The sequence below is a fragment of the Spirulina sp. 06S082 genome, assembly GCF_034932145.1.
In the GTDB taxonomy this organism is placed as follows: domain Bacteria; phylum Cyanobacteriota; class Cyanobacteriia; order Cyanobacteriales; family Spirulinaceae; genus CCY15215.
This window is the reverse complement of the sequence record NZ_JAYGHV010000387.1, coordinates 24,985-38,865: the sequence shown is the minus strand read 5'-3', so window position 1 is coordinate 38,865 and position 13,881 is coordinate 24,985. Positions and strand designations below refer to the sequence as shown.

Below are 13,881 nucleotides of genomic sequence, written 5' to 3'. Positions count from 1 at the left end.
CCCACACCCTCTTATACGCTAGAGTAAAAGTAAACCTATAGTTCAGGAGAGCGATCGAGCCGTGAGTAACTCAATTGTTGAAGAGCGCGACTATACTGTAATCATCGACAAGAGTGGCAGTATGTCCACTCAAGATCAGCCTGGTGGCAAGAGTCGTTGGGTTGCCATCCAAGAGTCTACCCTTGCCCTCGCGAAAGAATGCGACAAATTCGACCCCGATGGTATTACGGTTTATCTCTTTTCAGGGAGATTCAAACGCTACGATAATGTTACCCCCGATAAGGTTTCCCAAGTTTTCGCAGAACACGACCCCATGGGCAAAACCGACCTTGCTTCAGTTCTCTATGATGCCCTCGATAATTATTTCCAGCGCAAGGAAGCGGGAGAAGCGAAACCCAATGGGGAAACAATTGTGATTGTCACCGATGGAACGCCAGACGATCGCAAGTCGGTGATGCGCTTGATTATTGAAGCCTCTCGTAAGATCGATCGCGATGAGGAATTAGGCATTTCTCTCATTCAAATCGGTCGCGATAAGTTAGCAACGGAATTTCTTGTTGCTCTTGACGATCGCCTTCACGCGGCGGGTGCTAAGTTTGATATTGTCAATACTGTGACTATTGAAGATATCGATAAGGCGGAAATTAGCTTAACTGATGTTCTCCTCAAAGCAGTTTTGGAATAAAAATAAAAAGTTATTCACATTTTGTTTAATTTTGAGTTGATATGCCTTTGGTTTTAACCAGAGGCTTCTTTACAAGATAATTACAAACAAAAACGATCGCTCAAACCCATACCCATGCCCGATCCTGGACTACGAAAACTGACCGCGCAACTATCCCGCAAGCTGCAACAAGATCGACTCCTACAAGAAACTGTCACGCAACTGCGCTACCGTTTGAACTGCGATCGCGTCCTCCTTTACTACTTTTATCGACAATGGCAAGGTCAAGTTACTTTTGAATCCTTAAAAGCACCAGAATTCTCCATTTTTGGTAGTACGGGAGCCGACGAATGCTTTAATGATGAATATGCCCTTCTCTACCAACAAGGGCGCATCCGCGCGATCGCGGATATTGAAACCGAACCTTTGCATCCCTGCCACCAAGAATTTCTCCGCAGTTTGCAGATTTGTGCGAATCTTGTCGTCCCTATTTTAACTTCTCGTCTTTGGGGATTACTCATTGCTCACGATTGTACTAAGGCTCATACTTGGTTAACAGAGGATATAGACGCGATGCAAATTGCTGCCAATAAACTTGCTCTTTTCCCCACCATTTGCGAAAAATAGTTGCTCGATAATTTTTCTTTGGATTTTATAATTATAACTTAAATAAAAATTGAAATAATTAATAAAATTCGGAAAAATGCGGCGTTTGTGGTATAACTGGTTACATAAGCTGGTGAAATCCAGAGAAACAAAATCATTCAATTTAATTCGGTGAGTACGAGTTCAGTATCTAGAGAATTTAAGACATCCAACTTATTCTCTGATAAATCGGGGTAATTGAGTAAGGTGGATAATCTTGAAATCAAAGTTTTCGAGATCGCTGGATTTTAGATGAGTTCGCAATAGTTCACTTTTACAATTCACTTTTACGGTTAAAGATATCCGTGCCATCGGGCAAAGCTATTTCAGGATAAGAAACATGAACCGCGATCGCAGTAAAACCCCCAAAACAAAAATTTGGCTAGTTGAGAACACCCCAGAATCATTTCCCGACTTAGAAAACCAACTGGAAGAACAGGGCTATACCGTTCAGCGAGTCTCCACAGAAACCTATTTTCACCTCGAGGAGTGTCGCGATCGCCCAGACTATATTTTATGCGGTCAACCTGTCGGGGGCAATTTGGCCTGTCAAAAATGCCAGTATTGGCAATACTCCGATCTCACCAATACCATACCTTTACTCTGCTTGCGATCGGCAGTGCAAAATATCCCTTGTGATTGGGAAGAAATAAGCGCACCTCATAAAACACCCTCTGTCTTGGAAATGATTCTCGATTGGTTAGAACGAGAAAAACAGATCATTTTATCTTCCCCACCCTGTCGAGATCCTGTTACTCGTCTCGAAGCCGAAAATCAACAATTGCGACGAGAACTCCAACGCAGCCGAGCATCTGAGGAACAATTGTTGCGAGAACGCACTCGTTTATTAGAGGCTCAAAATGTTACCCCTTCAGGCAGTTGGGAATTTGACGCGATCGCCAAAACTATTATTTGGTCTCCAGAAACTTTTCAGATTTGCGGACTCGATCCCCAGCAACCTCCCCCCACCTACGCTCAATTTCTCGCCCTCCTCGATCCTGAAGACCGAAAGCGTTTTCATCGATTGCGCGATCGCACTATTGCCCTCGGTCAATCCGGAGAAATAGAGTTAAAAATCCGGCGGCCTAGTGGAGAAACGCGGCATATTTTTCTGAAAATTCAACCCATTTTAAATTCGAGAGGGCAGCTTTTGCGACTTATCGGGACAATATTTGATATTAGCGAAAGCAAAGAAGTCGAACGAGAACGAGAGCTATTTTTTACCTTCTCTCCCGATCTGCTTTGCCTCACCGACTTTTCCGGCAACTTTAAACGTTTGAGTCCTTCTTGGGAGAAAGTTCTCGGCTATTCTCTCTCAGAATTGATGGCGCAACCTTTTCAGGCATTTATTCATCCCGAAGACCGAGAAATTACCCAAAACGTCTATGAAAAAGTTGTAGCTGGAGAATCTCTGCGCGACTTCAAAAATCGCTATCGAGGTAAAAACGGGCAATATCATTGGTTAGAATGGACTGCGGTTCCCTTGCCTCAAGGGCAATCTATTTATGCGATCGCCCGAGATATCAGCGATCGCATTGCTGCGGAACAAGCCTTAAAACTGAGCGAAGCTAAATACAAGCGGCTGGTTGAAAATTCTCCCGACTTAATCTATGGGTTCTCCGAGAACCAAGGTCGGATTTATTATTCCCCCAGTATCGAATCGATGTTGGGTTATTCTCTCTACCACCTCGACACCAATCCTCACCTATGGCAAGACTCTATCCACCCCAAGGATCGAGCCAAAGTCGATCGGGCTATGGCCAATTGTCTCCAAGGGCAAGACTTTGAAATCGAATACCGCATTCGCGATATAAGGGGAAACTGGCATTGGTTATACGATCGCTCTTTGGGTAGACGCAAGCAAAAAGGAGAAACAATCATCGAAGGATTGGCGATCGACATTACCGATCGCAAACAAGCAGAAAAGGCACTGCGTCAGGGAGAAGCACGGCTGCATACCATCATTCGCAATACATCCTACGGCATTCTCTTGGTCGATCGCCAAGGCATCGTCCGCTTTGCCAACCCAGCCGCCTTAACCCTCTTTAACCGCAAAGCAGAGAATCTCATCGATTGTGAATTCGGCATTCCCATGGCCGTAGACGAACGCATTGCCGAACTCGACCTCCTGCAAGCTAACGGTCAAACCAGTACCGTAGAAATGAGATTATCGTCCCTTGAGTGGGAAGGCGAACAAGTTTATATGGTTTCCTTGCAGGACATTACCGATCGCAAGCAAGTTGAAAAACAACTGCGTCATCGAGCTTTTTATGATGCCCTGACGGATCTGCCCAACCGCGTCTTATTTGGAGAACGTCTTGAAAGCGCCCTCAAATTCGCTCGCCAGAACCCTAATTATCAGTTCGCCGTTCTATTTTTGGACTTGGATCGCTCCAAAATTGTTAATGATAGTTTGGGACATTTACTGGGGGATAAATTACTCATTGCGATCGCCAATCTCCTGAAAACTTTGATTAGTCCAACAGATATTGTTGCTCGCTTCGGAGGAGATGAATTTACGATTTTACTGGATGATATTCGCAGTTGGCGACAGGCTACTTCCTTGGCTGAAGAAATTGGCACGGCTTTACAATCTCCTTTTCAATTAGACGGCCATGAAGTATTTACAACGGCTAGTATTGGTATTGCCTTTTCCTCTCCCCAATACGCGCATCCTGAAGAACTCTTACGCAATGCCGATTTGGCCATGTATCAAGCGAAGGCCAAAGGACGGGCGCGATATGAAATCTTTAATCAAACTCTACACGATATCGCCTTGCAACGCTTACAAGTTGAGCAGGATTTGCGCCGCGCTTTATTAGAGGAAGAATTTCGCGTCTTTTACCAACCGATCGTAAATTTGCGATCGGGGCAATTACAAGGATTTGAAGACTTAATTCGTTGGTTGCATCCCCAAAACGGTTGGATTTCCCCCGATGAGTTTATTCCCATCGCTGAAGAAACTGGGTTAATTGTGGCGATCGGGGAATGGGTGCTACGAGAAGCCTGTCGTCAAAAGGTAGAATGGCAAACTCAATTTCCGATCGGTAACAAGTTGATTATGAGTGTCAATCTTTCCGGACAACAACTTAAAGATCCGGAATTTTTAGCTAAAATCGATCGCATTTTGGCGGAAACAGGATTGAAAGGGAACTGTTTAAAGTTGGAACTAACAGAAAGTATGTTAATGGAAGATGTTGATGCGATCGTGATTCGTTTATCTCAAGTACGAATGCGGGCGATTCAATTAAGTATTGATGATTTTGGCACGGGCTATTCTTCTTTGAGTTACCTACAGCGTTTTCCCGTCAATACTTTAAAAATCGATCGCTCTTTTGTGCAGCGAATGTGCGAAAGGAGTGATAATTTAAAGATTGTGGAAACGATTATTACTCTAGCGCATCAATTGGGCATGAATGCGATCGCCGAAGGAATCGAAACCCCAGAACAGTTGGAGCAATTACATCGTTTAGGATGTGAAGAGGGACAGGGTTACTTGTTTGCAATGCCATTAATTCCCGAAGAAGCCGAAATTGCGATCGCTTCCCCGAGTTTATTTATTGCCTCGGGTTATGGTTCTTTCAATGCACAACTGGCAATTTAGAAATCTTAGGAAACAGGAATTATTGACGCGGCCGAGTTTGAAACCAAATGATAATTCCTGTAATCACTAACATTAATACTCCAAAAGCATTAAAAAATCGTTAATTTAATTATTAAGAATTATTGCTCATTTTTGCGAATTGTTTCTGTTAAATCTGTAATTTTATCAAAGCGAAAATTATTCACCCAATCGATCAAAGCACGCTGTAAATCTTGATGAGATTTGGGTAATTGTTCGCACAGTTGCGCGATCGCTTTACCATTGGCTTCAATTCCTGCTTTTTCTAACGCATCTAACCATTCCCGAGGTCTACTACTGGCAAGCATTATAGGATTAGAATATAATAAAGACTCACTTGTTTGCGGTGTAACTTCTTCAGGAATCTGTTCCTCGTAAACATACTCTACACCTAAATACTGTTCCATTTTCTCAAAAATAATATGCTCCTGAAAAGGTTTGCGAACAAAATCATCGCATCCTGCGGAAAGGACGATCGCGCGTTGTTCCTCAAAAGCACTGGCCGTCAGCGCAATAATGACGGTAGCCTGACCTTTAACCGTTGCTTTAATGCGCCTTGTCGCCTCATAACCATCCATCACCGGCATTCGCATATCCATCCAAATTAAATGGGGACTCCAAGACTCCCAAACCGCGATCGCCTCCTGACCATTGGCTGCATCTTGTGCCTCAAAGCCAACGGTTTGTAAGAGTTTAAGCATTAATTGTCGATTTTCAGGGCGATCGTCAACCACGAGAATGCGATAGGTGCGAGAAGAAGCCAACCCTAACACCTTCGCTTGCTGTTGGCGAGGAACGGTTTCCACAATGTCTGTGATTTGGAACGGCAGTGTAAAATAAAAGGTTGAACCTTGACCCACTGTACTTTTCACAGCAATATCTCCTCCCATCATTTGCACGAACTTGCGGCTAATAGGTAGTCCTAACCCCGTCCCAGTTTGTGCTTGTTTACCTGTTTGCGTTTGTTCAAAAGCCGCAAAAAGGCTGTCAAATTCTGACCCATCGATGCCATCCCCCGTATCCTCGACTTCAAAAGTAATCGTTGTCTGAGGCTTTTTATCCCGCTCAATTTCCTCCTGACCAAGAAGAGGAATCTCTGTTCCCTGACTAACTCGCAGGGTGATGCTACCTTGATGGGTAAACTTAATGGCATTACTGAGAAGATTGATGAGAACCTGGCGAAGTTTGCCCCGATCGCCAATGAGATATTGGGGCATATTATCAGCGCGATTGAAAATCAACTGCAATTTCTTGGCTTCTGCTTTGAGATGTAACATCTCTTCAATAGTATCGAGGAGAGCATAAAGCGCAAAACTTTCTTCATTCAGACTAATACGACCTGCTTCGATTTTAGCCAAGTCGAGAATCTCGTCAATGAGTTCGAGAAGATGTTCCCCACTGCGGTGAATAATCCCCAAATACTCCTGCTGTTCTGAGGAAAGGGCGCGATCGCGTTCCATAACCTGAGTAAAGCCAATAATCGCATTGAGAGGGGTGCGAAGTTCGTGGCTCATATTAGCCAGAAACTGACTTTTAGCATAGCTGGCAGTTTCCGCCGCTTCTTTAGATTTTTGGAGAACCAATTCAGCTTCTTTGCGTTCGTCAATGTCTTCAATCATGCAGAATGTATATTCTACTTGTCCGTTTTGTCCGATGGCGCAGGGAGTGACGCGCACCCAAATTGTTTTTCCATCTTGGCGAATATAGCGTTTTTCTACCTGATAATTATCTCGCATCCCTGCAACAAGTTCCTCCCATTCCGCGCGATCGCTATCAATATCGTCAGGGTGAATATAGTCAAAGGGTTGTAATTGTTGCAATTGCGTTGTTGAATAACCGAGGAGCTTTTGTAAGGCAGAATTGCCATCGAGAATGACCCTATCCAGGCGGGTCAAACCAATACCGATGCCAGAATTCTCAAAAATAGCGCGAAAGCGTGCTTCTCGTTCTTTCAGGGCTTGTTCTGCTTGTTTGCGGGCAGTGATATCTACCACCATTGAAGCTAAACCGACAATATTACCGCGACCATCTACTAATTTGGTATTGTGCCATTCACAAACGATCGCGCGATCGTCCTTAGTACGATTTTCATAGATGCTACAGGTGCCCCCTTGCTGTTGCAGAATATCGGCAACAATTTGCTCAACGGACTCGCTAACTTCTGGGGGAACGAGTAAATCAAAACCGTATTGTCCTAAAATTTCGGCTTTACTATAACCAAAAATCATTTCGGCGGCTGAATTCCAAGCAACAACTTCGCCATCGGGTTTCCATTCAATAATAGCAATGGGGGTTTGTTCCACCAAAAATGCCAAGCGTTCTCGAGAAGCGCGCAGATCTTCTTCCATTTGCTGACGTTCGTGGATTTCTTGCTGTAGTTGGCGGTTTTGCCGATCGAGTTCTAAACGCTGTTGTTTCTCCTGTTTGAGGAAAGTCGCTTGGGCGATCGCGATCCCTACTGTTGCGGCTAAAGACTCCAATAATTCAATCTCATCCTCTGTCCATTGACGCAGGCGATCGCATTGATGTACGGCGATGGAGCCATTAGCTTCCCCATGATAGGAGGTTCGTATGGCAACCATTGATTTGAGTTCCATCTGACGGCACAATGGCTCCATGTCTTTGAGGAGGGGATCGGCATAGACATCAGCAGAAATAACCGCCGCATCCTGACTTAACATCGTTTGGGCGTGGATATTTCCCGCCACGGGAATTTCAAAAGGAGCATGGGAAGTGTAACCCGGAAGAACATATTCAGCAACGAGAGGAAGAGTCTCTTGGGATATAATTTCCTGTTCCCTATTCCCTCCTGTTGCCTGTTCCCTATTCCCTGTTCCCTGTTTATAGGTCATAATCTGACAGCGCGTAACGCGGAGAAATTGGCCGATTTGTTCGGCTGCAGTGGTGAAAATTTCCTCAAGTTCTAAGCTGGCACGAATGTCTTCAGTAATGCGTTTGAACAGTAAAATGCGATCGATTTGGTGCTGAAGGTTTTCGAGGGTTTCTTGACGTTCGCTAATATCCGATTGAATGCCGACAAAATGCGTAACTTGCCCATCGCGATCGCGCACGGGGGCGACGGCGATATCATTCCAATATAAAGTGCCATCTTTACGACTATTTCGCAGAATCACTCGGCAGGTTTCCTGCTTTTCCAAAGCAATTTTTAAGGTTTCCAGTTCAGGTTGTTCTGACTCTCTCCCTTGAAAAGATAAGAAATTCTGCCCCAGTACCTCAATCTCTCGGTAGCCAGTAATGCTTTCAAAGGCAGGGTTAGTATAGATGATGGGAAAATCGCTCCCTCGCCCTCGGGCATCACTAATGACGATGCCATTACTGGAGGCTTCTACGGCACGTTTTAACAGTCGTAATGTATCTTGGCTGACTTCAACGCGGGTTTGTAGATTTTCGTTGCTTTCCTCCAGTTGCTGAAAAGAGGTTTGGACTTGCTCCAACATGGCTGCAAAACTGTGCTGAAATGTATCTAATTCACGAATTCCCATGCCAGAGGTGGGGGCGATCGCCTTGTTGAATTCCCCTCGGGCTAGGGTGCGACTGGCAACTCGCAAGGGAGATAAGGAACGCAGAATCCAAATTGTCGTTGCGATACCTAAGAGAATAGACACTCCGAGGGCGACAATACAAATGAGGATAATGCCGCGCCGACTCTCCTGAATTGCTCCTCTAAATTCGCTATGGGGAACAATGGTAACAACCAGCCATTCTAGTTTGCTCTCATCCTGAAAGAGAACAACTCGCAGATATTGTTTTTCTCCGTCAAAGGTTAATGTTAAGTTTTCGGGGTTCTCGATATTTTTCCAGCGAGGTAGGAGTTCCTTGGCAATGACTTGTAGGGCGCGATCGCGGCTATTTTGCAGGTTAAGGTGTTTTTTTCCAGTGACGGGTAATTCTGGGGTTGAGGTGGCGATAATCTGACCATCGCGATCGATAATGTAGGCTTTACCGGTTTGACCTAAGTTGAGATTTCGCAGCAGTTCATTGAGGGGATGTAGAGAAATTTCCGTGGCGATCGCGCCATAAAATCCAGTTTCATTATAAATGGGCAGGGTTGCCTTGAGGGTTAAATGGGGCTGTTCTGGGGAGGGGACAGGATAACTCCAGGTACTTGTTTTGGCTTGTTTGGCGGCTTCATACCAAGGTAGGGTCTGGGGATCGAATTCGGGGATATTTAGGAGTTCTGAGCGATCTCCTGGCTGAATGGCGAGATAGCTGTGTAACTGAGAAGCAGTTTCTGAAGTCCGCAGGGTTGTGAGGAAGGTGCGTTCGGATAAAGTGGCTTGAGCCGGATCGCGCTCAATGCTGATATATTCCCCTTGTTCGTTGGCAAAAGACAAACTCTCAATATTGTCGCTTTCTTGCAGTTGATACCAAAAATACCGTTCTAATCTTGCTAAATCCTTGAGGTTTAACTGTCCGCTTCGCAAGTTTGAGCGATAAATTTGTTGTAGGAGGTGGGGAGCATTAAGATAATACTGTAGGTTTTCGCGAACGCGATCGCCGGCTTCCTCCATCAGATTTTCGGCCAGCTTATCCACGACTCTCTCACTGTGCTGTAAAGATAAAAAGCCTGTTAACCCAACGGCGATCGCTATCTGTAGCGCAAAAGGAACACTAAGAATCCAGTAGAGAGAAAGTTTTGGGGCTATTTTTAACCATCGAGCAAGCAAGGGTCTGAATGGCATTCTGAATTACATTGGCAATTTTCCGTCTCCTTCACATTTTACAAAGAAAGATCGAGGTTCTCCCATTTCTTTTTTTTAGCAAAGCCTCTAAAGCATCCTCAATGCCCCAACGCTGACGATATAACTCGACAACTTCGCGATCGCGCTGCCTCTGTTATGCTGTTGATATTGAATAATTGTTCATTAACCTGTGACTCGTTTCATCCACGACCAATTTGCCAAACCATACCTCAGCGAACTCCTATCTCCCCTCGGTATTGTCGAAACTAGCAAAGAAATTCATTCAGAAGGTCGTCAAATCGACCTTTTATTTACTCCTTCTTCTACCAAAACCGAACACCGAAAAAATCTAGGTTTACTCGGACGATTAACCACAACTCCTGCCCTTTTTGAACCATTCCGCAATCCGATCGCCCAGAGTGATGTTCGCACTTGTATGATGAAACTATTCGTCCTGCTGGCAGAATTAGAACGAGAGGAAAATCGCACTAAAATCCCAGTAGGCGATCGCGAAATCCCAAAATTGTGGATACTCACTCCTACCGCTTCTACCAATTTTCTGAAAAGTTTCTCGGCTGTCCCTTCCTCAAAAGAAGATGAACAAGGAATCTACTATCTGAGTGCAAGTTGGAACACGGCAATTATAGTGATTCACCAACTTCCCAAAACAACAGAAACCTTGTGGTTGCGACTATTGGGACGGGGAAATGTCCAAAAGCAAGCAGTCAAGGAACTCGAAGCCCTGCCCAAAGAAAATCTCCTGCGAAAAAATGTTATACAATTCTTCTATCAAATAGAGTCATTGTCTGGGTGCATCTCAGTTTTGTAAACATACTGAATTAACGTCAGTGCAGGTTAGGATGATTGTAAATAAATAATTTGTTTGATACCAGATTTTAGTTTGTCAGATGACATATTTTGGTGTATAGTCTTAGCGATCGCTTTCGCGGGTTCTTCTAGCTTTTCTTTTTCTTCTGGACTCAAGTTCATCTATTTTATCCTCTTTTCAGTTTATTTTACTCTTCTTCTACCACAATTTAGGTATTTTTGTAAAACCGAGATACACCCAAAACTAATGACTTTGCAAGTGAGAAAAAATAAGAGAAAACGTCAATCTATTCTCAATATACCTGCCAATAATCAAGCTGATAATCAAGGAAAAAAAATAGGTATTTTGATTGTTGCTTATAATGCAGTAGACACCCTAGCAAAAGTGTTTAAGCGAATCCCTCAAAATGTTTGGAACAATGTGAAAGAAGTCGTTGTTTTTGATGATGCAAGTCAAGATAATACTTATGAACTGGCTAATGATTATAAAACTACTATGAAAATAAAACATTTAAAGGTTTTTAAAAATCCGAAAAATTTAGGCTACGGGGGAAACCAAAAATTAGGCTATCAATATCTAATCGATCGAGGATTTGATGTTGTTGTGCTTTTACATGGTGATGGTCAATATGCGCCAGAAATTTTATCTCATCTTTATCATCCCATTGTTACAGGTGAAGCTGATGCTGTCTTTGGGTCAAGAATGATGCCTAATTATGGGGGAGCAATTAAGGGAGGAATGCCTTTATACAAATTTATTGGCAATAAAATATTAACAACTTTTGAAAACTGGTCATTAGGTATGAATTTAACTGAATTCCATAGCGGTTATCGTGCCTATAATCTTAAAGCACTCGCGCAAATTGATATGTCTGCCATGACCAATGATTTTCATTTTGATACTGAAATCATCATCAAACTTCATCATCAAAAATTCTCTATTAAAGAAGTGCCAATTCCTACCTACTATGGAAATGAAATTTGCTACGTTAATGGATTAAAGTATGCTAAAGATGTCTTTCAATCTGTAAGACGATACAAAAAAACTATCCATTCCATTAAAAAATATCCAGAGTATAAAGAATACTATATTCACTATCCAATCAAAAAAAGTAAATATTCAAGTCATGATTTTTTTGTAAAACTTGTAGGAAGCAACTCTAATATATTAGACATTGGCTGCGGTGAAGGATTTTTCGCTTCTCTAATTTCTCAAAACAATAATAAGGTTACAGGAATAGATTTAATTAACGATCCCGATATTAAAAATAAATTTCAGAGGTTTATTCAAGCAGATCTTGAAAATGGATTAGAAGATGCAGTACTTCAATTAAAAGGGGAGAAATTTGATAAAGTTTTACTTTTAGATATTCTAGAGCATCTTCGATTTCCAGAAATTTTACTCAGAGATTGTCACTCAGTCTTGGATAAACATGGTCAACTTTTAGTTTCAGTTCCTAACATTGCGAATATTACAATTCGCTTATTTCTATTAATAGGGCGTTGGAACTATACCGAACGAGGCATTTTAGATAAAACTCATTATCGTTTCTATACACGCCACACTGTTCGTCATCTTTTAGAAAATAATGGATACAAAGTCGTTAAAGAAATGATGAGTGTAATGCCTATTGAACTTGTACTAGGTCTATCAGCTAATAACCCTTTAATGGTTATAATGAATCGACTATTAGCTGTATTAACTAAATTCATGCCTGAATTATTGGGATATCAATGTATCATGGTTGCTCTTCCTAAACACGATCATTGAAGCAAATAAAAAATAATTTTTTCTTAACATTAATTTTGACAACATGATGGGATAATGAGATCAAGATTTCCTAAAAACCGATTCCCAGATCGCTCTCCCATGTCTCATATAACCTTAGTTCGTCCTCCTGCTTTAATATCTCGTCATTCTGGTACTGGTTCCTTGACCCCCCCCATTGGACTTGCTTATCTTGCGTCCAGTTTAATCGAAGCCGGGCATTTGGTGACTATAGTAGATGCACTTGGCGAAGCCCCGTTCCAAAGAACATCTCTATTTGATAATGAAATAGTGGCAACAGGTCTGTTAAAGGACGAAATTGTAGAACGAGTTCCCCCCCATACCGATTTAATCGGAGTCAGTTGTATGTTTTCTCAGGATTGGCCTTACATTCGACAACTGATTGAGTCCTTAAAAGAGAGATTTTCGCAAGTTCCCATACTGACGGGAGGAGAGCATATTACTGCCCTGCCCGAATTTGTTCTAGAAAACTGTTCGGCTGTAGAATATTGTGTCTTAGGAGAAGGAGAAGAAACCTTAGTAGAAGTTGTCGATCGCTTGGCAAATCCATCCACCATGAAAGAAGTGAACGGTTTGGTCCTAAGACAGGATGGACAAATTTTGCGAACTCCTCCAAGGGGAAGAATAAAAGCAATTGATGACATTCCACTCCCTGCTTGGCATCTCGTGCCTCTGGAAACTTATTTAAACAATAATCTGAGTTCTGGCATTAACCGGGGACGCAGTATGCCAATGATTGCGACAAGAGGTTGCCCTCATCGCTGTACCTTTTGTTCCAATCCTACTATGTGGACAACGAAATGGATTCCACGTCAACCCGAATTAGTTTTAGATGAAATCGAACTATATCTCAAAAAATACAATGTTACTAATGTAGACTTCTATGACCTCACGGCCATCGTGCAAAAAAAATGGGTTGTTAAATTCTGCCAACTCATTAAGGAACGCAATCTTCATTTTACTTGGCAATTACCCAGTGGAACTCGCACAGAAGCAATTGACAAAGAAGTCTGTCAACTCCTCTACGAAACGGGGTGTTACAATTTAACCTTTGCTCCTGAAACGGGTTCGAGTAAAACATTGAAAGAAATCAAAAAAGGGGTCAGAATTGACCGAATGTTAAATTCTATGAAGGCAGCCATTGAAAGCGGCTTGATTACTAAATTTAACATTGTTATTGGCTTTCCCAACGAAACCCGTTACGACGTTTGGCAAACCGTCTGGTTTTTAGTCAAAATAGCTTGGGGTGGTGTGTATGATGTATCAATTACTAATTTTACCCCCTATCCAGGTTCAGAATTGTTCCAAGAACTTAGGGAAGAGAATAAAATTCCTGAAATTTCTGATGATTATTTTTTAAGTTTACACTCTTTAGTCGATCCGACTCGAACGGTTTCTTGGTGCAAGAATATCTCGACCAAGGAACTCCACCTTCTTCGCATTCTAGCACACTTAATATTCTTTGGTACTCAATATATTCTTCGCCCTTGGCGATTTGTGCACCTGTTATCTAATTTGATTTCTAAGCATGAAGACTCTCGACTAGATAAATGTTTACAGGACTATGTTCGACGCAACTTTCCTAAGATGTACCAGGAAAAAGTACAGGAAGATACGGCTTTTTGAGGGA

8 protein-coding genes are annotated in these 13,881 nt (G+C 42.6%); 6 read left to right on the top strand and 2 right to left on the bottom strand.

Annotation, left to right across the window (positions count from 1 at the left end; all coding sequences use genetic code 11):
• Positions 1–73: 73 nt before the first annotated feature.
• The 3 genes from VB714_RS22550 (at position 74) to VB714_RS22540 (ending at position 4,913) form a co-directional block, all read left to right on the top strand.
• Complete coding sequence (locus VB714_RS22550) at positions 74–685, top strand: VWA domain-containing protein (RefSeq protein WP_416309767.1); 612 nt, start codon at positions 74–76, stop codon at positions 683–685.
• Positions 686–799: 114 nt separating this feature from the next.
• Positions 800–1,291 (top strand): GAF domain-containing protein, encoded by a 492-nt coding sequence (locus tag VB714_RS22545; protein ID WP_323226969.1) that lies wholly within the window; start codon positions 800–802, stop codon positions 1,289–1,291.
• Between the two features lie 358 nt (positions 1,292–1,649).
• The gene (locus tag VB714_RS22540) at positions 1,650–4,913 is read left to right on the top strand and encodes an EAL and GGDEF domain-containing protein (protein ID WP_323226968.1); all 3,264 of its coding nucleotides are present in this window, start codon (positions 1,650–1,652) and stop codon (positions 4,911–4,913) included.
• Between the two features lie 119 nt (positions 4,914–5,032).
• On the opposite strand, the gene VB714_RS22535 is transcribed toward VB714_RS22540, so the two are convergent.
• On the bottom strand, positions 5,033–9,634 hold the full coding sequence (locus VB714_RS22535) for a PAS domain S-box protein (protein ID WP_323226967.1): 4,602 nt from the start codon (positions 9,632–9,634) through the stop codon (positions 5,033–5,035).
• 190 nt (positions 9,635–9,824) lie between these two features.
• On the opposite strand from VB714_RS22535, the gene VB714_RS22530 reads away from it, so the two are divergent.
• Positions 9,825–10,463, top strand: a complete 639-nt coding sequence (locus VB714_RS22530) for a hypothetical protein (protein ID WP_323226966.1) — start codon at positions 9,825–9,827, stop codon at positions 10,461–10,463.
• A gap of 26 nt (positions 10,464–10,489) precedes the next feature.
• Here the strand turns inward: VB714_RS22530 and VB714_RS22525 are convergent, their stop codons facing one another.
• The gene (locus tag VB714_RS22525) at positions 10,490–10,624 is read right to left on the bottom strand and encodes a hypothetical protein (protein ID WP_323226965.1); all 135 of its coding nucleotides are present in this window, start codon (positions 10,622–10,624) and stop codon (positions 10,490–10,492) included.
• Positions 10,625–10,709: 85 nt separating this feature from the next.
• Between VB714_RS22525 and VB714_RS22520 the strand changes: the two genes are divergently transcribed.
• Both VB714_RS22520 and VB714_RS22515 read left to right on the top strand, forming a co-directional pair.
• Complete coding sequence (locus VB714_RS22520; protein WP_323226964.1) at positions 10,710–12,233, top strand: bifunctional glycosyltransferase/class I SAM-dependent methyltransferase; 1,524 nt, start codon at positions 10,710–10,712, stop codon at positions 12,231–12,233.
• Positions 12,234–12,332: 99 nt separating this feature from the next.
• Positions 12,333–13,877, top strand: a complete 1,545-nt coding sequence (locus VB714_RS22515; protein WP_323226962.1) for a B12-binding domain-containing radical SAM protein — start codon at positions 12,333–12,335, stop codon at positions 13,875–13,877.
• The last annotated feature ends 4 nt before the right edge of the window (positions 13,878–13,881 follow it).

Excerpts from the sequence above, each read along its gene's own strand:
- VB714_RS22545 (WP_323226969.1), top strand. The coding sequence starts at position 800 with ATGCCCGATCCTGGACTACGAAAACTGACCGCGCAACTATCCCGCAAG.
- VB714_RS22540 (WP_323226968.1), top strand. The coding sequence starts at position 1,650 with ATGAACCGCGATCGCAGTAAAACCCCCAAAACAAAAATTTGGCTAGTT.
- VB714_RS22535 (WP_323226967.1), bottom strand. The coding sequence starts at position 9,634 with ATGCCATTCAGACCCTTGCTTGCTCGATGGTTAAAAATAGCCCCAAAA.
- VB714_RS22525 (WP_323226965.1), bottom strand. The coding sequence starts at position 10,624 with ATGAACTTGAGTCCAGAAGAAAAAGAAAAGCTAGAAGAACCCGCGAAA.
- VB714_RS22520 (WP_323226964.1), top strand. The coding sequence starts at position 10,710 with ATGACTTTGCAAGTGAGAAAAAATAAGAGAAAACGTCAATCTATTCTC.
- VB714_RS22515 (WP_323226962.1), top strand. The coding sequence starts at position 12,333 with ATGTCTCATATAACCTTAGTTCGTCCTCCTGCTTTAATATCTCGTCAT.